General features: G+C 57.6%; 19 protein-coding genes and 1 pseudogene. 8 read left to right on the top strand and 12 right to left on the bottom strand.

Annotation, left to right across the window (positions count from 1 at the left end):
- From VGU61_RS22330 to VGU61_RS22320, 3 genes and pseudogenes are all read left to right on the top strand, one after another.
- Positions 1 to 227 (top strand): annotated as a pseudogene (locus VGU61_RS22330) (hypothetical protein); the annotation flags it as partial.
- A 500-nt stretch (positions 228 to 727) separates the two neighbouring features.
- Positions 728 to 1,687, top strand: coding sequence for a glycoside hydrolase family 16 protein (locus tag VGU61_RS22325; protein WP_326861521.1), 960 nt, complete (start codon positions 728 to 730; stop codon positions 1,685 to 1,687).
- 277 nt (positions 1,688 to 1,964) lie between these two features.
- Positions 1,965 to 2,867 carry a glycoside hydrolase family 16 protein gene (locus tag VGU61_RS22320; RefSeq protein WP_326861520.1) on the top strand — a complete coding sequence of 301 codons (903 nt, stop codon included), beginning with the start codon at positions 1,965 to 1,967 and terminating at the stop codon, positions 2,865 to 2,867.
- Between the two features lie 867 nt (positions 2,868 to 3,734).
- On the opposite strand, the gene VGU61_RS22315 is transcribed toward VGU61_RS22320, so the two are convergent.
- From VGU61_RS22315 to VGU61_RS22300, 4 genes are all read right to left on the bottom strand, one after another.
- Complete coding sequence (locus VGU61_RS22315; protein ID WP_326861519.1) at positions 3,735 to 5,468, bottom strand: hypothetical protein; 1,734 nt, start codon at positions 5,466 to 5,468, stop codon at positions 3,735 to 3,737.
- A 104-nt stretch (positions 5,469 to 5,572) separates the two neighbouring features.
- Positions 5,573 to 6,310 (bottom strand): SDR family oxidoreductase, encoded by a 738-nt coding sequence (locus VGU61_RS22310; RefSeq protein WP_326861518.1) that lies wholly within the window; start codon positions 6,308 to 6,310, stop codon positions 5,573 to 5,575.
- A 1-nt stretch (position 6,311) separates the two neighbouring features.
- On the bottom strand, positions 6,312 to 7,535 hold the full coding sequence (locus VGU61_RS22305; protein ID WP_326861517.1) for an FAD-binding oxidoreductase: 1,224 nt from the start codon (positions 7,533 to 7,535) through the stop codon (positions 6,312 to 6,314).
- 74 nt (positions 7,536 to 7,609) lie between these two features.
- Positions 7,610 to 8,017, bottom strand: coding sequence for a GtrA family protein (locus tag VGU61_RS22300; protein ID WP_326861516.1), 408 nt, complete (start codon positions 8,015 to 8,017; stop codon positions 7,610 to 7,612).
- A gap of 108 nt (positions 8,018 to 8,125) precedes the next feature.
- Here VGU61_RS22300 and VGU61_RS22295 point away from each other — a divergent pair, with 108 nt between their 5' ends.
- The 5 genes from VGU61_RS22295 (at position 8,126) to VGU61_RS22275 (ending at position 12,182) form a co-directional block, all read left to right on the top strand.
- Positions 8,126 to 8,950 (top strand): decaprenyl-phosphate phosphoribosyltransferase, encoded by an 825-nt coding sequence (locus VGU61_RS22295; RefSeq protein WP_326861515.1) that lies wholly within the window; start codon positions 8,126 to 8,128, stop codon positions 8,948 to 8,950.
- 4 nt (positions 8,951 to 8,954) lie between these two features.
- The gene (locus VGU61_RS22290; protein WP_326861514.1) at positions 8,955 to 9,374 is read left to right on the top strand and encodes a divergent PAP2 family protein; all 420 of its coding nucleotides are present in this window, start codon (positions 8,955 to 8,957) and stop codon (positions 9,372 to 9,374) included.
- A gap of 382 nt (positions 9,375 to 9,756) precedes the next feature.
- Entirely contained in the window at positions 9,757 to 10,875 is a 1,119-nt protein-coding gene (locus tag VGU61_RS22285; protein ID WP_326861513.1) for a GNAT family N-acetyltransferase, read from the top strand.
- A 48-nt stretch (positions 10,876 to 10,923) separates the two neighbouring features.
- A complete protein-coding gene (locus VGU61_RS22280) occupies positions 10,924 to 11,673 on the top strand; it encodes a polysaccharide deacetylase family protein (protein ID WP_326861512.1) in 750 nt (249 codons plus the stop codon).
- Positions 11,670 to 12,182: an MOSC domain-containing protein gene (locus VGU61_RS22275; protein ID WP_326861511.1), complete on the top strand. Its 513-nt coding sequence runs from the start codon at positions 11,670 to 11,672 to the stop codon at positions 12,180 to 12,182. The genes VGU61_RS22280 and VGU61_RS22275 overlap by 4 nt, the downstream gene beginning before the upstream one ends.
- Positions 12,183 to 12,262: 80 nt before the next feature.
- Here the strand turns inward: VGU61_RS22275 and VGU61_RS22270 are convergent, their stop codons facing one another.
- From VGU61_RS22270 to VGU61_RS22235, 8 genes are all read right to left on the bottom strand, one after another.
- A complete protein-coding gene (locus VGU61_RS22270) occupies positions 12,263 to 13,186 on the bottom strand; it encodes a DUF4394 domain-containing protein (RefSeq protein WP_326861510.1) in 924 nt (307 codons plus the stop codon).
- A 389-nt stretch (positions 13,187 to 13,575) separates the two neighbouring features.
- On the bottom strand, positions 13,576 to 14,265 hold the full coding sequence (locus VGU61_RS22265; RefSeq protein WP_326861509.1) for an anti-sigma factor: 690 nt from the start codon (positions 14,263 to 14,265) through the stop codon (positions 13,576 to 13,578).
- On the bottom strand, positions 14,262 to 14,867 hold the full coding sequence (locus VGU61_RS22260) for a sigma-70 family RNA polymerase sigma factor (RefSeq protein ID WP_326861508.1): 606 nt from the start codon (positions 14,865 to 14,867) through the stop codon (positions 14,262 to 14,264). Before VGU61_RS22260 ends, VGU61_RS22265 begins: the two co-directional genes overlap by 4 nt.
- Positions 14,857 to 16,872: an acyltransferase family protein gene (locus VGU61_RS22255; protein WP_326861507.1), complete on the bottom strand. Its 2,016-nt coding sequence runs from the start codon at positions 16,870 to 16,872 to the stop codon at positions 14,857 to 14,859. Before VGU61_RS22255 ends, VGU61_RS22260 begins: the two co-directional genes overlap by 11 nt.
- A gap of 818 nt (positions 16,873 to 17,690) precedes the next feature.
- Positions 17,691 to 18,494: a WecB/TagA/CpsF family glycosyltransferase gene (locus VGU61_RS22250; protein WP_326861506.1), complete on the bottom strand. Its 804-nt coding sequence runs from the start codon at positions 18,492 to 18,494 to the stop codon at positions 17,691 to 17,693.
- Complete coding sequence (locus tag VGU61_RS22245) at positions 18,430 to 19,620, bottom strand: glycosyltransferase (RefSeq protein ID WP_326861505.1); 1,191 nt, start codon at positions 19,618 to 19,620, stop codon at positions 18,430 to 18,432. The genes VGU61_RS22250 and VGU61_RS22245 overlap by 65 nt, the downstream gene beginning before the upstream one ends.
- 43 nt (positions 19,621 to 19,663) lie before the next feature.
- Positions 19,664 to 20,803 carry a glycosyltransferase family 4 protein gene (locus VGU61_RS22240; protein ID WP_326861504.1) on the bottom strand — a complete coding sequence of 380 codons (1,140 nt, stop codon included), beginning with the start codon at positions 20,801 to 20,803 and terminating at the stop codon, positions 19,664 to 19,666.
- A gap of 379 nt (positions 20,804 to 21,182) precedes the next feature.
- Entirely contained in the window at positions 21,183 to 22,046 is an 864-nt protein-coding gene (locus tag VGU61_RS22235) for a glycosyltransferase family A protein (RefSeq protein ID WP_326861503.1), read from the bottom strand.
- Positions 22,047 to 22,298: the final 252 nt, after the last annotated feature.

Below are 22,298 nucleotides of genomic sequence, written 5' to 3'. Positions count from 1 at the left end.
AGATCGTTCGTTACCGGCCTGAACGTCTGCCAGCGGTGGCGACACTATTCGAATGGCATCCGCATACATTCGATTGGCAGAAGCATCGCGGCATGGACTACCGTTATTTCATCGTGCGGCATCATGGTGCGGTGCCTTCGATGCTGTTCAGTGAAGCGGATTGCAAGCCTGTCGCGGTTACCGCGAGCGGCAGCTGGACGTTGTATGAGCACCGGCGCTGTCCTTAGTAACTGTCGCAATCAGAAGAATCGTCGTGCCGGGAGGCTTTAGTTGCAGCGCTCTGCTGCGGGTCACCTCCTTATCTCGCTATTGTCGAAATAAGACATCGAGGCGTCATTTTCTTCCTGCGATTCAACCCACCGCACCTTCCCCATATTGCTGAGACATGCCTTCAAAAAATTTCTGTATCGGCGATTCCCGCCAAGTGGATTGCATTGCTGTCGCTTGAATCACTATGCTCCGATATGCTTTCCTTGCAGCATCTTTGATGATGTGCTGCTAAGCCAAATTACTAAAGCTTGTTAGTTGGTTCCTTCCTTATTTGCATGCTGAATCGTTAGCAAAGCCAGCAATGCCGATTGCATGGCATGCATTCAGTTTCCTGAGTTCAATTTTCCGTTCAGAAAAAAAGATCGAATTTCCTCGGAACCATTTCCGAGCGGGAAAACTCTGACCTATCTCTTGCTTGCGAGCATTCTTGAGTACAGTCAACTGAAAGGAACACGGTTTGAATAACATCACCAACACCCGTCTCATCAAGTCCATCATCTCATCTGCTTGTGCATCGCTGATTCTCGCCGCATGCGGCGGTGGTGGTGGCGGTGATACAGCGCCTGATTCCTCCCTCGTCTCCGCATCCTCTGGGGCGATTGTTAGTCCTACTTCCCATGCCGGCTCGAATGAGACCTTGGCATCGGAAGCGGCACCGACGGAAACAGATGCAAAGGAAGCAAAGGCAGAACCCGGAAAAGAAGAAGCCGCACCCGGCCCATTCGGTCATAATGTGAACGATTACCGCATGACCTTCTCCGACGAGTTCGAGAACGGTTTCAATACCAGCGTGTGGAATGACACCACTTGGGACAAGCCTGCGCCTGAAACCGTCAACTACGCGGTGGAAGACGGCTCGCTGAAGATCTGGCCGGCACGTGACCCGCAAGGCAACTTCGTAGCACGCGTGATCGATACCGACGGCAAGTTCTACCAGACCTACGGCTACTATGAAATCGAAGCCAAGCTGCCGGTAGGCAAGGGCACATGGCCGGCATTCTGGCTGTACAACCACGACGAGCCGGGCAATTTCCGTCCAGAGATCGACATCATGGAAGCGTATGCAGGCGGCGGTCCCGCCAGCGGCTGGTCGGATGAGAATTTCCACCCCACCGCGTACGCACCGACGATCTGGACCGGCGCGCCGGGCGTTCTCGGCGGCACCAAGATGGTGACTGACCTGGGCGACCTGTCTGCCGGCTATCACAAGTACGGACTGAAATGGGAGCCGGGCAAGCAGACCTATTACTTCGACGGCAAGGAAGTGTATTCGGTCAATCTGGAAATGCCACGCCGCATGTACCTGATGCTGGATCTGCTGTACGGCAGCGCCAGCGGCCAGCCGGACGATTCGACGCCGACCGGCAAGAGCAACTCCTTTGACGTGAAATATGTGCGCGTCTGGCAGTTCAAGTAATTCACAATAAAATTATTCCTGCATTAATGACGTAAGCAGTTAATACGGCATTACTGACTGTGATTTAAAGGCCACCATGGTGACATGGTGGCCTTTTTTTCTTCATTGCAACGAATGCGTGGTGCGATTTTGTGCACCGCAAGCGAAGATGATCAGCCGCAATAACTGCCTGATCGTCAACGATATGATGGATGCTCCTGATGATATGGCCGTGTTGGTCCTGTCAACTCCATCTGTATCGAGGAGAACCGTTTTGCATCTACCGCGCTTGAATCGATTGCACCTGATACCCCGGCCAGCCGTCGCATGCTGGATCTTCGTCGCCATGTCGCTCGCCGCCTGCGGTCAGGATACCAATGCCAACATTGTCGAGAGCGATCAATACAAGGCCATTGCGGCGAGCGCTTCCGAGACGTCCAAACCATCGAAGAAGCAAGCCGCCAAGCCTGCCGAGGAGAAGAGGCCTGGTCCCTATGGCCAGAATCCTGACGACTACGTGCTTACTTTCGCCGATGAGTTTGAAAACGGTTATAACCCGGCGATATGGAATGACACGACGTGGGACAAGCCCAGCCATCCGCAAAAGAATTACGCAGTCGAAGGCGGCATGCTCAAGATCTGGCCGGAACGGGACGCCAACGAACAATTCATTCCCCGGGTCCTCGACACCGACGGCAAGTTCTACCAAACCTATGGCTATTTCGAAATCGAGGCCAAGCTCCCAAGAGGGAAGGGGCCATGGCCGGCATTCTGGCTCTATAACCACGATGACACCAACGGCACGTTTCGTCCGGAGATCGACATCATGGAGGCCTATCCCGGCGGTGGTCCGGAAAGTTACTGGAGTGACGCCAAGCTGAATCCCACCGCGTATGCGGTTACGATCTGGACGGGTAAGCCGAAGGAAAAGGGTGGCGAGAAGATGCTGATGGAGCTTGGTGACCTGTCATCGAAATTTCATAAGTACGCACTGAAGTGGGAGCCGCACAGGCAGACCTTTTATTTCGATGGGAAGGAAGTGTACTCGGCGAAGGTCAGCATGCCGCACCGGATGTATATTCTTCTTGACGTGCTGTATGGGAGTGCGAGCGGGGATCCGGATCATACGACGCCGACGGGGAGGAAGAATGCGTTTGAGATTAAGTATGTAAGGGCGTGGCAGTTCAAGAAGAAAAAGTAAGTTGTTTTGGTGGCCGGTCTTTTGGGTGATGGAAGCCTGTTTGCTCTTCGATCTCGCCTGATGGGTCTGGCCTCGGTAGTCACTTACAATTCGTCATTCCGGTGAAGACGGGAATCCAGAGTTGCGGCGTGTCTACGGTACTGCAACGCGTGCGGTTCTTCGAAGAGACAAGCCGGGACTGGCCCCGGCGGGCCACTCACTTTCTTTGCTTCGCTGTATAGACCGGCTACATGGGTAACGGGTGTGCGAAGACATAGGTAACACTTTTGGGCTTGTCAATCAGCTGCCGCAAAGGTGTTAAACATGTCCTGGTCCACGCGAGAACTCATGAGCCTTCGTCAAGAGCCGCCCCTTCGGGGTTCCCAAAAGCAGGCGTGCTGAAACGGGAAGCGAAATAAACTCGCCTTCCGCTCAGACAAATATCGCTTCCCGTTTTGACCGCGTCACTTTTGGGCACCCCGAAGGGGCGGCGATAACGGTTCGCTGGAGCGGTGCTCCAGCCCTTTCTTTGCTTCCTTTCTTTGGCGAAGCAAAGAAAGGAAGTGGCCCGCCGGGGCCAGTCCCGGCTAGTCTCTTCGGAGAGCCGACAGCATTGCATTACCGAAGACACTCCGTCGCTCTGGATTCCCGCCTTCGCGGGAATGACAGGCTAAAGCGTTACTGGAGACACTCCGCAACTCTGGATCCTCCCTTGCAAGGCGCATCCCGGCTTGTAAGCCAGTACCGTATCGCATGCGGACAGCATGCTGGTCAAAACCCCGAAGGAGAATGAAACATGTTCGGTACCCCACCGGAACCAGTCTCGGCATGTCTCTTTCAAAAACCACCCGCGCCGCATCACCAAGGAAGTGCATCACCACACAAATCTCAAAACGGATTGCTCTTGATAAACTTCATCAGCGTCCAATCCCCCTTGTTGTTCTCCGCATACTCATACGGCAAACTAAACTTCCGCAACTCGCCATAACTCCCCGACAGCGCGGCTACCTTCTCCTGGAAGGCATCCGGGCATGGAGTGACCTGCTCGAAGTCATATACATGCCGGATCTGCTTGTCATAACTTTGCGTATAGAGGATCGCATCCGTCGGGAGGCAGATCAGCATCAGGCCGGAATGCGCCGACAGCCCCTGTACCGGCTCGACAATGCCGTGCCCTTCGCGTCCGTCAGCGAGTTTGCCTTCCCACAGGTGCTCCCGCTCGACGACGAAGTACTTCACCTTCATCTGCTTCAGAAATTCCACTCCGGTGCCGGCCTTGCGGGCGGCGATGAATTCCTTGTTGGCGACGAGGCCTTCGGTATGGAAGAACTTGAAGCGTTCCGGCAGCCAGAAGCCGAGGCCGCCCGCACGGTCGCCCATGGCCACTACGCCATCCGGCGCCTTGGCGAAGAACTCATTCACCAGTTTCAGGTTCATCACGGTGAAGTTCGGCCGTTCCTCTTTCTTCAGCATGCTGTAGAAAACATTGGTTTCATGCGCCATCTCGGTACGTACACCGAGCAATGCCAGGTAGGCGACGAATCCCCATGCGCCTGCCGCCAGAAGCTTCGGTTTCCAGTCGCCTGCCGATTGGCGATATAACTGCACCGCCAGCGATATCAGTTGAGCGACGGCGAAGTAAGTCACTAGCGCGATCGGCCAGTAGTACCAGCCCCACAGCGGCCAGCCGGAGAACAGCGCGTAATAACTGGCGATGACGATGGACGATAATGCCGTCAGCTTCAGTTCGCGGGAAAACGGCATTGGACCGCGCGATTCCTTCTTCAATCCCATCCGGATGATCATGCTGAGGATGAATGCGCCGATCGCCAGTCGTGATGCGATCAGATACTGCAGCATCAGCGGCAGGTTTTCACCGACCTTGTTGCCGATTGCCTTCGCCTGGCCGCTGACCGGGACGATGGTGCCGAACAATTTGTAATTGACGGCGAAGTAGACCAGCACGCCGAAAGCCGTGACCGCGCCGGTGAGGACAAGATTGGTGAAGGCGTATTTCCGTCGGCCGGCGAGAATGAACAGGCCGAATACACCAGCAATCGCGAGCGCGTCCAGCCGTACCAGAAACAGCACAATGAAGATGGCGGCATATGCCATGCAGATGCGGGGCGCAAAATACTCCGGATAGTCCTTCAGGCGGCTCAGCAGCGGCAGCACCAGGAGCAGGAGGCTGGTCTCCAGCCCGTGCGAGAAGATATTCGGACACAGCAGGATGATCAGCACGGTAGCGAAGAAAACGCCGACGGCATCGGCATTCTTGTCCGTATCCAGGCGCAGCAGTGCGACGATCTTGATCAGGATGACCAGAAGCGGCACGGCGATGAAAGCCCATTCCTTGGGAAGCGAAAACGCGTAGATGATGCTCGCAAGGATCACCAGCCATAGTGGCTGATAGCCGTTTGTCTCGACTAGATTGCCAAAGGTGGAGCCGTTGCCTTCGGCGATGTTCTGCGCGACGCCAAGATAATAGTAGGCATCGTCGAAGATCAGGTTGACCAGCTTCTCCATCGGAAAATTCGCCATCGCATACAGCGTGAACAGGAATGCTGCCACGAAGTAAGCGACGGTAATGTATTTCAAGGTACGCATATTGTGTGTGTGCATAGGATTTATTCTGAGAGCACGAACAAAATGGGTCCGGCGTTATTCGCCAATGCCGCAAAGACCCTCCCGTCTGCGGCGGTTCCGCTGCCGGTCGGCAGCGGAACCTACAACGATAGCTTTCTGAAGATTCCCTCCGGTATCGATTTGATGACCATCATGATTCCGGCCCACCAGCCAGGCAGGTACACCTCATTACGCCGCTTGGAAACCGATTTCACGATGCCTTCGGCAATCGTGTCGGCGCTTGCCCACAGCGGGCCCTTCTTGAAGGATGCGGTCATCGGCGTATCGACGAATCCTGGCTTGATGGTCAGCACGTTCACGCCGCTTTTGTGGAGGCGGTTGCGCAATCCCTGCAGAAAGATCGACACCGCGCCCTTGGCCGTACCGTAGACGTAATTCGACTGGCGACCGCGGTCGCCTGCCACGGAACTGATGACGGCAATGCTGCCGCTGCGCTGCGCCTCGAAAAAGTTCGCCAGGTGGGTCAGCAACGACATCACGCTGATGGCATTGGTGTTCAACTCCTGCAGCGCAAGCCTGAAATCCCTTTCGCACGCTTTCTGGTCCCCCAGAGTGCCGTGTGCAATCAGCACCATGTCAAGGCCGCCCATGTCTTCGATGACGCGCTTCAATACCGCTTCATGCGTATCGAAGTTGTTGGCGTCGAACACCGCATGCGAGATCGACGCGGCGCCGCGGATCTTCAGGTCGCGCGCCAGTCCTTCCATGCGTTCCTGGTTCCTGGCGAGCAGATAGAGCTTCGCTCCCTGCTGCGCAAAACGCCTCGCGGTTGCTTCGGCAATGGCCGAAGTGGCGCCGACGATAAGTATCTTTTGCATGTCAATCCATCCCTAATCGTTGTGATTGGCGCGATGCGAATTTGCCCCGTGCGCCGTATTGAGACCGCACCTGCTGGAAGGCTTCCCAGCGCGGATAGCTGCGCTTGAAAGTCGCTTCGCTCATCCGCACGTCCTTGGTAAGGTAAATCCGCCCGCCGTGGTCAAGCACCATGGCATCGAGTTCATCGAGAAGGCGGAACAATCCGTCCTCGAGCTTGAAGTCCAATGCCAATGTGTAACCTTCTATCGGGAAAGACAGCAGGTTCGCATTTTCACGGCCGAATGCTTTGAGAACGGCCAAGAAAGATCCACGTCCCGATGCCGAAATCTTTTTCAGGATGGCGGTCATGCCCGCAGTACCGGACGCCTTCGGCAGGGCGAACTGGTATTGCGTGAAGCCATTCTTGCCGTAAAGCCTGTTCCACTGATGAATGCCGTCCAGCGGATAAAAGAAGGGTTCGTAATGCACCTGCTGCCGCACTCCGTTCGTCTGCACCCGGTTGTAGTAAAGGGTGTTGAAGGCTTGTATCGAATACCGGTTCAGCAGTGCCGACGGCATGTCGACAGGCACCGACAGTGCGCGCTTTTTCCTCGACGACAGGTCGCCTCCGGCCGCATGATTGCCGAGCATGAGAAGCGATCGTCCCATCGACGCGCCGGTGGTCAGGCAATCGATCCACGCAACGGAATAGGGCGCCGCATGATGTGCGTCAAACAGTGCGAGCGCTTCGGCGAGATTGGCGGCCTTGTATGTGATCTGGTCGATCAGGCTGCTCTGAACCGGCTTCAGCCGCAATGTCGCTTCGACGATGATGCCGGTCAGGCCCATGCCGCCGCAGGTGGCGTGGAACAGGTCCGGAAAGCTGACCCGTGAGCAGGTTACCATTTCGCCGCTTGCCAGCAGCAGTACGAAGCTGTCGACGTATTCGCTGAAGCAGCCATCGAGGTGATGGTTCTTGCCGTGCACGTCGCTGGCGATCGCGCCGCCGACGGAGACGAATTTCGTGCCTGGCGTCACCGGAAGAAACCAGCCCTGCGGCACGAATACCTCGAGCAGCTCAGCCAGCGTAACGCCGGCGGCGCAGCGCACGGTGCCGGTATCGCGGTCAAAATCCAGCATCAAGTTCAGTGACGAGGTGCTGATGATGTGCGGCGCCAGCGCGCTGTCCCCGTAGCTGCGTCCCATGCCGCGCGCGATGACCGCATGGTCCGCGCTTTTGAGCATGTTGTGCAGGGAGGAAGCGGTGGGCGGCGTCTGTATTTGTGCGTCAATTACCGGGTGGCGCCCCCATCCATGGATCAGCATCTTGCAAGGTGGTAACCGAACACGAAGCGCTTGTCGAGCTGGTACTTCGCGACATAACCGATGGCAAGGCCGATTGCGCCGCCGAGATAGCGCATTTCCTTAGTCTGGAACAAATAGTCGAAGCCGAATTCGAATCCCCAGAAGATTGCCGTGGTTGCCACACCGGTCAATGTGTAAAGCATGAATGTTTGGCTATCGTCAATGGCGTTCTTGGCACGGAAGCGGAATATATAAGCCTTGTCGAGGACGTACTTCACCACCAGGCCGATGCCTGTACCGATGAAGACCGACAGCAACACGGCGTAGGGGCCTGCGTAGAATTGCAGCGTGAGATCCTGGCTGCCGATGTTGGCAGCCGTGGCGATCAGCGCGAGAAATGCGTAAGTCAAAGCGAGTTTCATAGAGAAGTTTTTAAATACGTTTTTAGATACGTTTGGGTAACGAATTATATGCACAACATCTTAGTCCAGCATACGCTCGCAAGTCAGTTGCGAGGCCTGATAACCTTGATGCGTCCCAAACAATGGGTGAAAAACGGATTCGTCCTTGCACCTCTTGTTTTTACCGGTGAGTTCCTCAATCCGCAGTGGATCGGCTGGGCGATGACGGCCGTATTGCTGTTCTGCGTTGCGTCTTCCGCCGTCTATATCGTCAACGATATGCAGGACGTGGAACGCGATCGCGCGCACCCTAAAAAGTCGAAAACCAGGCCGCTCGCTTCCGGTGCGGTGACGATTCCGATGGCGATGATGCTGCTTGTAGCGCTCTACGCGATATTGGTATGGGGCTGGTTCATCGCACCCGATGTGGTAATGGTCATCGCAGGTTATCTGGTCCTGAACCTGGCTTATACCTTCGTTCTGAAGCATATGCCTGTAGTGGACATCTTCACCATCGCGATCGGATTCGTGTTGCGGGTCTACGCCGGCGCGGTCGCCTTGTCGGTGCCGCTGTCCTCATGGATGGCCGTCACGACGCTGTGCCTCGCACTTTATCTGGCGGCCGTCAAGCGGCGCCAGGAACTGGCGAAGAGCGGATCGCAGGGACGTGAGGTGCTGCAAAAATATTCCGTCACGCTGGTAGACCGCTATGCGCATATGTCAGCTACCGGGGCTTTGTTCTTTTACAGCCTGTATGTGATGTCCGCCAAGCCCGACATGGTCCTGACGATTCCGCTCGTGCTATTCGGACTGTTCCGCTACTGGTACGTGGTGGAAGAGCTTGACGGCGGCGAATCGCCGACGGATGCGCTGCTCGCCGACTGGCAGTTGCTGCTGACGGTCTTCTTCTGGGTGGCCGCCTGTGCATGGACTCTCTGGCCGGTCAAGGGGTAAGCGCATGGCACTGTCGTATGCATTGACGCCCTTTCTTGCTTGGCTAGTGGCGGGGAGCCTGAAATTTCTCATCAACAGCCTGCGTGCCGGACAGCTTGCCTTCGGTCATATCGGCTACGGCGGCATGCCCAGCAACCATAGCGCCATCGTGAGCAGCATGGCGGCGCTGATTGCCTTCAGGGAAGGCATGTCCCATCCCGCATTCGGCATCGCAGTGACGCTTGCCTTCATCGTCATGATGGATGCCAATGCCCTGCGTCGCCAGGTTGGGCGCCACGCCAGCGCAATCAACCGCATCGCCAGCGGCGACAGCGCCCACACCGTTCTGCGTGAACGCATGGGCCACTCCCATCTCGAAATCGCGGCTGGTGTCCTGGTCGGCATCGCGGTCGCGGCCGTAGTTCATCACTTTCTGCCGCAGTAGCGGCAAAGCTCCTTTTCGCGATTCCCGGCGCGCTGATGCGCCCGGGATCCTGTTTCTCGTTCAAGTTGTGGCGATGCTTTCACAATCTCACGCAAGCGATTGATATTTCTCCAAAATGGCACTTTTGGCCACCTTGGTGCATCGCATTGGCATATACACTGGTGCAACGGATTCGCTATTTGCGCATCCCTTCTTCGGGCGGCAGATCCATTGCCCGGAGGCGTCCAAAGAGATTCGGAAACGCCATGCGGAGCCTGCAATATCATTATCACCGTCACTCCTTGAGCGCTTTCGCTTGCCTGCCAAAGTTCCTGCGCGCGTCCTCCACGTGCGCTGACACCGTGAAGTCCCTGTTGCCAGCATTCGCTTAGTGAACACACAGATGAAATTTGATCAAATCACCATTTCCTTTCATGACAATGTACCGGCGTTCGTGGAGGCCGAGATGGACCGGCTTTATCAAAACATCGGATCGTCCATGGCGCAGTTTCGCGCCTATGGCGAAAGCATGGACGATGTGTGCACCTATGTGGCGCGCAACGGCGAGCACCCGGTAGCTATATTTTTGTTCCGGCGCAAACAGGGAAAGATCCATGTGATGAATGAGGTGATCCGGATCGATCACACGGAAATCAAGCGCTTCGCCGATGCGGTCTTCAAGCACTTCAATGATGTTCATGTTGTGTTGTTCAAGGCGATCGAAACTGATGTGGGCAGGCTGCCGTTTCCCTATCAGCGGTTCAACTGCCTCGAAGATATTGCGATGGATTTGCCGGAGACTCCGGAAAAATACCTGGCGGGCCTGGGCAAGAACACCCGACGGAACATCAAGCGTTACACCGACCGCCTGATGCGCAGTTTTCCCTCTACCCAGTTCGAGGCATATGAAAAAGAAGCAGTGGAGTCCCAGTTCGTTCGTGAAATCATTGAACTCAACCGCGCGAGAATGTCCGGGAAGAACAAGGTGTCGATCATCGACGATGCCGAGGCGCGCCATATCTCCAGCCTGGTCCATGAATGCGGGCTGGTTGGCGTGGTACGCATCAACGGACGCATCCGTGCCGGGGCGATCAGTTACCGCGTCGGCGATTGCTTTTATCTCAATGTCCTGGCGCACGATCCGCATTACGATGATTACTGGATAGGAATCCTGTGCTGCTATATGACAATTCGTGAATGCATCAAGCGCGGCGGCCGGGAATTCCATTTCCTGTGGGGACGATACGACTACAAGTTTGTTCTGGGCGCAAGCCAGCGCGATCTTGATACGGTGGTTGTCTACCGTTCGAGATTGTCTACCCTGACGAATGCGGATATGGTTCTGCAGACAGCCTGGAAAGGCTATGTGCGGCAGATGAAGCTTTGGCTCAAATACAGCAATGGCCCGCTTCCGAAGATGATAGGCCGCATGGTGAAACGGGTTGCGGACGCCCGGGGCAAGGTGGTGCGCCCGGGGCCAATCATCAATGAATCGATGCTTTCCCACACGCCGAAAAAATGAGAAGTCTTTTACAAAAACAGCGCATGCGCATTCAGGACGGAAGGGAAGATGGGCGCGGTATTTACCTGTTCAATTGACGATGGCGACCTGCTGGACAGGAAAACTGCGGAGCTTCTCGCCAAGCACGGCCTTGCCGGAACATTTTTCATCCCGATCACCAACCGCGAGGGCTTCCAGGTGCTGTCGAGCGCCGATATCCGCACGCTTGGCAAGCGTTTCGAAATCGGGTCGCATACCTTCGATCATTGTTACCTGAATTCAACAAACATCGATGAAGCTCGTTACCAGATCAGCGAGGGCAAAAAGAGACTGGAAGATCTGCTCGGAAAGGAAGCGGAGGGCTTCTGTTATCCGGGCGGCCAGTACAGGCAGGAACACATCGAGACGGTGAAGGCCTGCGGCTTCCGCTACGCCAGGACAACCATGAATCTATGCTGCGACGCTGGCGTGGACCGGTTCGAGATGCCCACGACCCTGCAGTTCTACCCCCACGACCGTTCGGTTTACCTGCGCAACTTTATCAAATGGGGGCGCTGGTCGGCCAGGAGCGAGGCGTTGCGCCTGGTGCTCGGGCATTCGGGGTGGGTGGAGCGCCTCTATGCACTCTTCGACCATGCCTGTCGGGAAGGCGGCGTCTTCCATCTGTGGGGACATTCAAAGGAAATCGAAGAGGTGAATGCCTGGCATGAATTCGATCTTTTCCTCGCCCATGTCGCGGCATCCGTTGCGACGGAGGACCGGCTCACCAATGCACAGCTTGCGGAGCGCGGTACGATCGAAGACCCCTCGCTGGTATGAGCGCGCTGCGCGAACTGACCCGGCGTTTTCCCTATCCCGGCCGACTCGAACTCATCGTGCTTCGTCCGCAGCGGCGCGTCGCGGCACATGCCGTCGGAGAAGCGCTCGCTGTGGCGGAACGCGGTTTGCAGGGTGACCGCGCCGCGGAACGCGCTGCCGGAGGCAAACGGCAGGTCACACTGATCCAGGCTGAACACCTGCCGGTGGTCGCCTCGCTGATGCGGATCGCGCACATTGATCCTTCGGCCTTGCGCCGCAATCTCGTCATCTCGGGCCTGAATCTTCTTGCCGCACGCCCCCTGTTCCGCGACCAGTTGCTGCGGTTGCGGATAGGCGATGAAGCGGTACTGGAGATCAGCGGAACATGCGAGCCCTGTTCGCGCATGGAGGAGGCGCTCGGCTGCGGCGGTTATAACGCCATGCGCGGACACGGCGGACTGACCGCGCGCATCGTCGCCGGCGGCCTGCTGCGCGCGGGTGATACGGTTGTCTGCTCAATCGACGAATGACCATGGCGATGCCAGGGCTTATGCGGTCCGCGAAACCGGGGGGTGGCTTCGCGGACCGTAGCTTCAGGCAGACGTTCCGACTAGAGCTGGTTTAACGGGATCGCAATCCCGATCACCTTGTTCTGGCCTGCGAAATGGCCGCGCGCTGTGGCTTTTCCCGTCGCCAGATTAATACTGTAGAGGCCGGTCGCGCCGTTCGACGTATGCAGCGACGCCAGTCCCTGGACGTCGACGGTGACGCCGTCCCGTACGGTGCTATAAATGTCGAATCCGACGGATGCCGCCGTATCAGTGCCGAGCTTGCCTGTCGCCGCCAGGGTGCCGTCATTGGGCGGCGACTGCAGTGCAACCTGGTCGAGCGTGGCGTCGAGCGCATACAGCGTCGTGGCTGTCGCTGCATTGAGGTCGTTGTTGGTATAGGCGGAACCGGTGACGCCGGTGGCGTTCGGACCGGCGGCATTCAGCGGTGTCGCAGGCGGATAGTCCAGCGGATCGTCGACCAATGTCGCTCCGCCGGCATTGACGTTATGGCGCAGATTCTGGCCGGTGTCGCTCACTACCCTGAGACGGTCGGCGGCAGGATTGAAATCGACGCCGAAGGAGGTGCCTTCCAGCGCCACCGTCAGCTGGCTGACCTTTGCTGCACTGGCATTGCGCGTATCCAGAACGTAGATGCCGCCGGTCTTGCTGACCCCGTACAGTTTGCCGTCCTGAACCCGGTAATCGATACCGACCAGTGCGTCGCCCGACATGAGGCCGCTGACCGAACCGATGTTGCGGGCGTGGTCGGGCTTGTGTTCGCTGAAGCAGATGAGCCGCTGGTCATCGGTAAGGGCGACCACTTGGAGATGCTCCCCGCGGCGATGTTCATCACCGCTTTCGCAATGCATTGCATGGCCGTTGCGCTGCGCCTTGCTATCCCGATATTCGTCATTGGTTGCATGGGAGGGCAGCAGCGTGGCTGCCAGGGCTGCCAGTAGGACGGGACGCGCATATTTGTTCATGGTGGTTCTCCTTGAAGTCGCTGCGTTCTGAATAGGATTCCGCAACGTGTCGGTCTGGATAAGCGGAACGCGCTTGCGCGGGCGGGGACCGTCGACCGGGGATGCATGCAGTAACCCAATACCGCCAGATTTCCCGGGGCCAATCTCCATAACTGCAAATGCGTTCCATCGGCAATTGCCGGCGTCATCATGGGCATTCATCCGGCCTGTAGATGACTTGGCAGTGCTTCTACACAGAGCGGAGCGGATTGGATGCAGCGTACGAAAAAAATAATAGGGTGATTGCCTGTGGGCAGGTCATGATCGCTTGCAGAGGGGAATTCATCAGGACTGTGCGCATGCGCCGTCCTCATGCGCATCGCTGCAAAGAGACACCCTGATAGCGGGCGCTACAGCGGAATTGCCTTGCCAACAGCGAGGATCGGGCCGGTCGGTCGGCCGACGGGGGAGCCGGTTGCCGGTTCAAGCGTCACCTCGAATAATTGATTCGGGCCCAGTCCGGGGAGGCGGTCGAGCGGAATCTGCGTCGGGCGGTCGCCCGCCACCAGTCCGAGCGAGGTGGGGCCTGCGGCGCCTTCCGGCTTGGTCCAGAACTGGATTGCTTTGCCGGGCGCGACGGCTGCCGGAGACAGGGGCCGCAAGCGCACCGCGCGGGAATCGATCTCCACCAGCCAGTTTGCGCCCTGATCCGGCGCCTGCAGCACCGCGAGATATTGCGGCCGCGCGACGTCGGGGGCAATAGTCAGCAGCCGCAATGCAAGCAGGGCCGACAAGGCGATACTTGCCAGGCCGCTAGCCTTCCAGAAGGCGAGACTGTTCCATAACCCGCCGCGCGGCGCGTGGGTCGCCTTGCCGGGCAGATCCCGTTCAATGCGGTTCCACAGGTCGGGTACGGGGTCGGCAGGCACCGGTTCCGGCGCCAATTCCAGAAAACGGTCATGCCAGGCGGCGACGGCGGCCGCCAAAGCGCGGTTCTGCCGCAGTTCCCTTTCGAACTCCTCGACATCCTCGGGCGGCAGGATACCCAGCACGTATTCGCCGGCCAGTACGGTCATTTCATCCGGATCGAGGAAGTTCATGACATGCACTCTTTCAACGCCAGCAGCCCGCGCCGCATCCATGCCTTAACGGTCCCCAGCGGGCAATCGAGATAACGGGAGATCTGCTCCTGCGTATAACCGTCCATATAGGCCAGCAGTATGCAGGCCCGCTTGTGTTCGTCCAGACGTTCCAGGCAATGATGGAGCGTCGTCGCCTCGTAGCGGCGGGACAGGGCCTCCAGCGGTCCGGGTCCGTCCGCAGGGAGGTTGTCGAGCGCCTCTTCGGAAGCGGGATGTTCGCGGCGCGACTCCCGTATCGCATTCAATGCGCGGTTGCGGACCACGCTGTATATCCAGCCGCGTGCCGAGCCGAGCGTCGGGCTGTAACTCGCCGCCTTCTGCCAGATCTGCAGGAAGGCGTCATGCAGCACTTCGTCAGCCAGTTCGCGCCGGCGCACGATGCGCAATGCGACGCCCATCAGCCATCGCGCTTCGCACTCGTACAAACGCTGCAGGGCGGCCTGTTCGCCGCGTGCGCAGGCGAACAGCGCGTCTTCATAGTCAAAATCGGAATTCCATGTGTCGCGGTTCCGGTCCAGTGCGGCCGGTTCTTCCGGGCGCACTGGCCGTTTATCTGCCACCGGTCACCTTGCTGGTGGAGATGGTCATCGGTCCGAAGGGTTTGCCAGCCATGTCGCCGCCGGTAACCGGAGATGAGCCGAGCGGATTGCCGACCTGGCGCACGTACTGTTCGCCGAGCAGGCCGGCCGCCTTGGTGTTGATATGGTTCTCGTCCTTGTACAGCGCGATGTTGCCGATGTAGGTGGCGCATTCGACGTTGTTGCACATCACCAGTTTCGGATTGATGATCTGCACCGTCGGATGCCGCTGCTGCATCCGTTCGACGACGGCATCTGTCTCCGACTGTGTCGACTGGACATACTGGTATGGAATATTGCAATTGCTGTCGCCTGGTATCCAGCCGCGCTTCTTGAACAGCACGCAGCGCGACAGATCCGGCTCGTGGTAGGGATTGTCCTTGAAGATGATCGGAATGGCGCCTGCCTTGACGATGTGCTTGACCACATGCTCCATTTCCTTTTCAAGGTCGCGTTCCGGTTCCGATGCCCAGAACCCTGCCAGCACAACGTACTTGAAGTTGCCGACCAGCTCCAGCAAGTCCGCATTCCTTTGCTGGCAGGTTGTGGGTCCCTTTGTCGGATCGGGATCGGTTACCTGCAGTTCGGTCGGGAAGCAGCCACCTTGCACGTGGAAGACCGCTTTCAGGCCGGCTGCCTTCGAGAGCTGGTCGATGAAGGGCTTGAAATGATTTGCATGAGAATCACCGATCAGCAATACATCGGCGCGCGGCCGGCTGCTGTCGCCGAAAGCGCAGTGTTTTTCCAGGTACTCGACCGATACCTTGTGGTAATCCTCCGCCCGGATCGAGCAGGAACGAGCGAGGTCGCGCTCGAACGAGTAGCTGGCGATCAGTTCGCGTGTTTCGTCCGAAAAACGTGCCGGCGCGCCTTCGGTGACGAACGAGTACAGGCCGATCGACATGAAGACCATCGCCGGCGCAAGGTAAATCTGCAGAAACGCCTTCTTGAAACCGATCGAGCGGCTATTTCGAATGGGAACTTCGATGAATTTCCAGGTCAGGTAGGCCAGCAGGAAGGACAGGGCGACCGCTGCGGTTACCACGCCGGCATCGAGATCGAACTTGCGATAGCGGAGGAAGGAAAAGATCGGCCAGTGCCACAGGTACAGCGAATACGAAATCAATCCGATCGCGATCATTATCCGGTTCGTCAGCAGGCGGCTGACGGCGTTGTCCGTCTGGCCTGCATAAATTACGAGCGCCGCACCGATCGTCGGATACAGTGAATTGATGCCGGGGAAGGGCGTGTTGCGATGAATGAGAAACAGGGAACCGATCATCAGGGTCAGACCGACGAAGGCCATGACGTTGGCAGGCGCGGAAGACCGCACCGGAAAGCGTCGTCCCAGGTAAAACGTCAGCGCACCCAGGATCAGTTCATGCGCGCGCGTGGTCAGCAGGAAATAGGACTTCACCTCGCCGGTCTTCAGTTCGGAAATGCAGACAAAAAGGACGGCAAGTCCGAGCAGTGCCGGAAGCAGATGTTTTCTGGCGTGGCGGTACAGGAACAGCAGCAGGATCGGGAAGATGAAATAAAACTGTTCTTCCACGGACAGCGACCATGTATGCAGAAGCGGAAACTCCTCGGTGCGCTGGCCGAAGTAGCCCCAGCTCAGCATCGAGAAAAACACGTTCGAGACGAACGCAAACGACGCCGCCAGCGAGGTCGTATAGAAAATGTAATCGTTCGGAATCAGCAGCCAGGAGGACACCGCGAGCGTCGCCAGGGCGACGACGATATAGGCAGGAAAGATGCGCTTGATACGCCGGGTGTAGAAGGTGACAAAGCTAAAGTTGCCTTCCTCCATACCCTTGGCGATCAGTCCGGTAATCAGGAAGCCAGAGATAACAAAGAAGATATCGACACCGACGAAACCGCCCGGCATCAGGGCGGCATTGGCATGAAATGCGATGACGGCAAGTACCGCGATCGCACGCAATCCATCTATATCCGGACGATAGGCATGTGGCGAAATTGGGGTCATCTAATTAATCTAAAAAACGTAATAAGGACGAAAGCGAATGGCATCCGCAACGTTGCGAGGCGGCCTGCGGGCATAATCTAAGTAATGTCATTCTGCTAAAGCCGCGAGGCATCGTGTTGATATCTCACAATCGGTTGTGGACGAGGCTTTGCATGGCAACAGACGCATTAAAAATGTTGCCGTTTTGCCGCATGCTGGGCGACCATGCGGGTTTCAATCCTTGTCAACGTCGATGATGAGTGCTGGTTACTTGCGAACCGCATAGCGGACTTCCATATCGACTCGGGAGTGATGATGTAGTGGTCCGCTTTTCCACTGATGTGCATCGTAATTAATCACCGTTAATTTCCTGATGATAATCATCGACTTACGGACTTATCCGAACTCAGTCCCGAGTTTATCCACATGCTTATGCAGTGCAGTTGTGGATATCTGCATGAAAAAAGGCGGGTTTACGACCTTAGTATGTATTAATACTTGAATACGATCTTTAGCCAGAAGTTGATAAAGGTCGATCGCCTGCAGCATCCACTGGGACGCATTTTCATTGTCTTGGCAGGAAATCTTTTTCGGAGAGCAGAGAAGGACGGACCCGTGGACTCTCAGCATCCATGCATCCATGATGCAAAGGGAGACGCCACGTTCCGAAATGCGGTGTCGGCAATTTTTTGCTGACTACAGGCGAGGTGTATGGAGATGCGGCGTGCCGAAGGTGGGAAGTTGGTTTCGGTTACGAAGATTTAACCGCACACCACGCTTGACGGGCGGTACCTCGCCCATCAAAGCGCAGTACGCACAAATACCTTTGGTACATACGGTCATGCATCCCGCATCGGCAATCTCTCCACCACCATTTGCCGCATGAATCCGAATACGAACAAGGTGTTCGTCACCGTATAGCGCATGAACAGCCGGCGTGGTTCCGAGCCGAGCCGGTACAGCCACTCCAGCCCGTTGTTCTGCCACCAGAGCGGAGCACGCTTGATGACGCCGGCGTGATAATCGAATGCAGCGCCGACGCCGATCATGACCGCGTTGATCCGGCCGCGGTGCTCGGCCATCCATTTTTCCTGTTTGGGGCAGCCGAGGCCGACGAAGACGACGTTGGCGCCGGAGTCGTTGATCTGGTTGACGATGGCGTTGTCTTCCTCGACAGACAGAGGCCTGAACGGAGGAGAATAGGTGCCACCGATCTTCAGGCGAGGAAATTTGGCGGCGAGGGCGGTGCGCAGCTTTGCCAGCGTGGATTCCGTGCTGCCGTAGAAGAACACGGTCTGGCCCTTTCTTTCGGCGACAGCCAGATATTTCATCATCAGGTCCGGCCCATTGATCCGCGCCTGTCCCGGATGTCCCAAGCGGCGCAATGCCCACGCGATCGGTGCACCGTCGGGTGTCGCCATATCGGCATTATTCACTGCGACCTTGAATTCAAGATCGGTTGTCGTCGTGACCACCGAGTGCACATTGCAAATGCAGACATAGCGTGACTCGCGGGCGGCGCCCCATGTGGTGATTCTGCCGATCGCATCGTCCCAAGAAAGGGCGTCGATGAACGCTTCAAGCACGGGCTTGCCTTTGCGCGGCAGCGGGTTTTCGATCAATGGCTCTGATAGCATCTTCATAGATATCCAATAGCATGTCGTAATTGCGTTCCGGCGTGTACTTCAATTCATACTCGGCCCGGGCTGCGCGGCCCATGCGGGCCATTTCTTCGGGATGCGACTCTGCCCAGGCGATCTTTGCCGCCAAGTCGGCAGGATCGCCGGGGTGGAACAGCAATCCGGTCTCGCCGTCGCGCACGATGTCGATCAACGCACCGAGCCGGCTGGCGATCACCGGCAGGCCGCAGGAAAACGCTTCGACAATGGTGCGCGGGGAATTCTCGTAACAGACGCTCGGCAATACCAGGTAGCGCGCTGTTTGCATCCGTTCCATGATCTCGTCCAGCTTCCTGAAGCCTAGATAGCGTTCTCCGAAGGCTTCCTTCGTTATGTCTTCCAACGGTCCGCCGCCGATGACATCGAGGTTCAGCCGACCCGATAACCGGTTCGCCGCGACAAGCACATCGACGCCTTTTTCGGAAGACAACCGGCCGACATACATGCCGCCGTTGCGGCTGTTCCATGAGGGTACTGTAGACGAGGCAACAAAATTGGGTTTGATCCTGAACAGTTCCGAGGGTAGTCCGCCTGCAACATATTTATCGCGCGCAAAACTGTTCAGTGCGATGTAGCGGGTCACCCGCTCGCGATAGCTGCCGATCGCACGGTGCGTGACCAGCATGCCGGTTAAGACAGCAGACTGCAGGCTGGAATCGCGGTAGCATTTTCGTGTGACGGCACGCCACGGAACCTTGCCGACACAGTCCTCGCATATTTTGCCGTCACGCAGGAAGATTGCCTGCGGACAGAGCAGACGAAAGTTATGCAGTGTCTGGACGACCGGCACCCGGTGCTTCGATGCTGCCCAGTATAGTGATGGCGAGATCAGCGGAAAGGTGTTGTGTACATGGATGACTTCCGGCCGGAAACGGTTGCAGAGGTCGTCGATATCCCGCTCGGTTCGGCGCGACCAGATGGCAGTCATCGCGGCTGCCGCCCGCGACATGCCGTTGATCTCGTCGTTGTGCAGATGGTAGACCTCGACGTCATGGCCGCGGCTGCGCAGGAGCTCGACTTCCGCGTCGACCACCATATCCTCGCCGCCGCGGTGCTGGTAGGCATTGTGCGCGACGAGTATCTTCAGCATGGCGGCACGACGCTTTCCAGAATGGTTAAGAAAATGCCCTTGATCATCCTGCTTTCCTCCCGATCTTGGCGTCGTAGTGCTCGTTGCGTCCGGACCTGACCGCAAGACGGCATGCATCCACCACGCCTGCCGCAGCATGATCAAAGGTATATTTGCCGACCAGCGCAAGGCTGGACTGCTCGAAACGCTCCATGACATCAGGATGGGTCAGCAGCATGGTTGCGCGTTCGCTCCACGCCGAGACATTGAGTTCGCATACAAAGCCGTTCTGACCATTGACGACGAGCTCGTCGATGACACCGGCATAAGGCGACACGATGATCGGCAATCCGGCGGCACAAGCTTCATTCGCTACCACGCCCCAGACATCGCGCCGCGTCGGGAACAGGAAGATGCGCGCAGACCGGTACAGGGCAGGCAATTGCTCCTGCGAGGCAAAGCCGTTGAACTCCACATGCAGTGTCTCGCTGCGCTTGGCTGCCTCCGCCTTGACCTCGGCTTCCTGCTCGCCGTGGCCGACGAACAGGATGCTCACCTTGCGACCGAGGCGCAGCGAGACATCGTGCGCAACGTCGAGTGCGAACAAAGGGTTTTTATCCTCCACGATCCGTCCGCAGAAGATAAAGTCGAACCGCTTTTCGACGTTACCCTCCGATGCCCGGTATGCCTCGTTGTCGATGCATAGGCAGGAGAGGAAGCATCGATCCGGCGAAATGCCGTAACTCTCATATAGCTTCAGCCCGCCGCGGCTGGCAGCGATGAACGCGCGCGAACGTGCATAGACGAGTCGCCGCACCGCCTTATGCCAGGTACTGAGGGCTTCCTCCGATACATTGGTGCCATCAGTCATCGGCACGTGCGGCACTCCCCGGGCGACCGCATAGGCAAATGCATAGAGATAGGTTGGATTGAATCCGGTGGTGACAATCACATCCGGCGCCAGCCGGCGCAAGGTGGAGATGACATCGATGTTGTTGTGAATGAAGTTGTCGCCGCGGGTAACGAAGCGTTCATGCAGAAAAGTATGCTTGAAGTTGAGCGGCGGCAGCTTCCATTGCCGGTTCGGTTCCCGACGGCTGCAAAAAATCAGGTGCAGATTCACGTCGGGTATCTTCGCGATCCTTTCGTAAATCGGAATGCGAAAAGGCGGCGGGTGATTAGTGATAAGTGCGATGTTTAACATGAGCGATATTTTTATGCTTTAGGCGAGCGATGCCGGCGGACGCATGCGACGTGGCCCATTGCTGTTGTCAGGTAGCATGTTCGATAGACAGGATTCATCCTTTGTTCCGTATGAAGAATGTATCTATCGCAATGTGAATGCTGTTATTCGGAACTCCCTTTTTAGGGCATACCAAGACTCGGATATGCGCCATTCTGGTGCGCATGCGATGCCCTGCCGAAGGCGCCGGCAGGGCGGCAACGCACTACTGCGATACCGTGCCGTGTAGCTTTGCGCGGCATGTATCACAGCGAGAAGTTCATCTTCTGCTGGTTCCCTGCGGAGCCGTCCGTCCCTTGGTGCATCCATTTCGTCAGCTGCATACAGGGAGGGAAAGCGGTCAGCTTTGTCCGCTTCGCCGGTGCCAGCCGAGCATGCCGTCCAAACGTCCGCGTACTACCGCGCAGCCGGTCGCAAGATCCGCGCCAAAAGCGCCTTTGAGCAGTGGCCGGAGCACGGGCGCAAGCAGGCCGCGCACAATCACCCAGCGCGGCAGCTTGTGCTTTGCATACAGCGCACCGGTGCCGCGTGCGCGATGCCGCAGCGCGAGGCGTGCCTGCGGATTGGCGGGCACGGTGGCGGCCTGGACGGCGTGATGCACTTCCGCCTGCGGTTCGTACGTGAAGAAGGCGCCCGCATAGAGGGCACGCAAAACGAAATCGGTTTCCTCGCCGGCGCCGAACCACTGTCCGACGCCAAGGCGCGCATCGAAGCCGCCGATACGCTTGAACAAGGTGCGGCGGCAGAACAGGGTGATAGAACTGACCGGGATATCCCGGAATGCACTTGCGCGTTCCCATGTCAGGTTGGCCGCGGCGGGTGGTTGCTCATCCTGTTCGATCCAGCGTGCCACCACGCCTTCCGGTTGATCGGCACGGGCAAAGCGCGCGGCCACATGGGAAAGCAGATGCGGGTCGTACCAGCAATCGTCGTCCGGGAAGCCGATCCATTCGCCGCGCGCCGCCTCGATGCCGACATTGCGTGCCGCGGCGAGGTTGGGCGGGTGATGCTTCAGGTGCTTGACCGCGATGCCGAGATAGCGCGCACGCTCAAGGTGCGGCAGCAGGCGGTCGTCTTCATTCTGATCGACAACGATCAACTCGAAGTTGGTGAATGTCTGTGCCGCGAGTGATTCAAACATGCGGCCGAGTTCGCTGGTGCGGCCAACCGTTGCCAGGACGAGGGATGCTTCCGGAATTCTCATGTGCGTTCTCCCGACAGGAAAAGTTGCGGATGCGCGGCACGGGGCTGCGGCCGGTTCGGCTGGCAATGTGAAGATGCGAACGTGTTTTTCATCGGTTGAAAGCCTCTTGCTTGGTGGTGTCGACGACGTGTTTACAACTACAGACCGGCATGTAACGTCCGGTCAGTTCATGTTCGGTCCAGAATCCGCAGCCGGATCGGTCGCGGCAGGCAGGCCAGAAGAAACACCTTGATCCAGATCTTTGGCGCCTGG

The organism is Noviherbaspirillum sp. (genome assembly GCF_035944575.1).
In the GTDB taxonomy this organism is placed as follows: Bacteria; Pseudomonadota; Gammaproteobacteria; order Burkholderiales; family Burkholderiaceae_D; genus Noviherbaspirillum.
The sequence above is the reverse complement of the archived record's forward strand: the minus strand, read 5'-3'. Positions and strand labels throughout refer to the sequence as shown.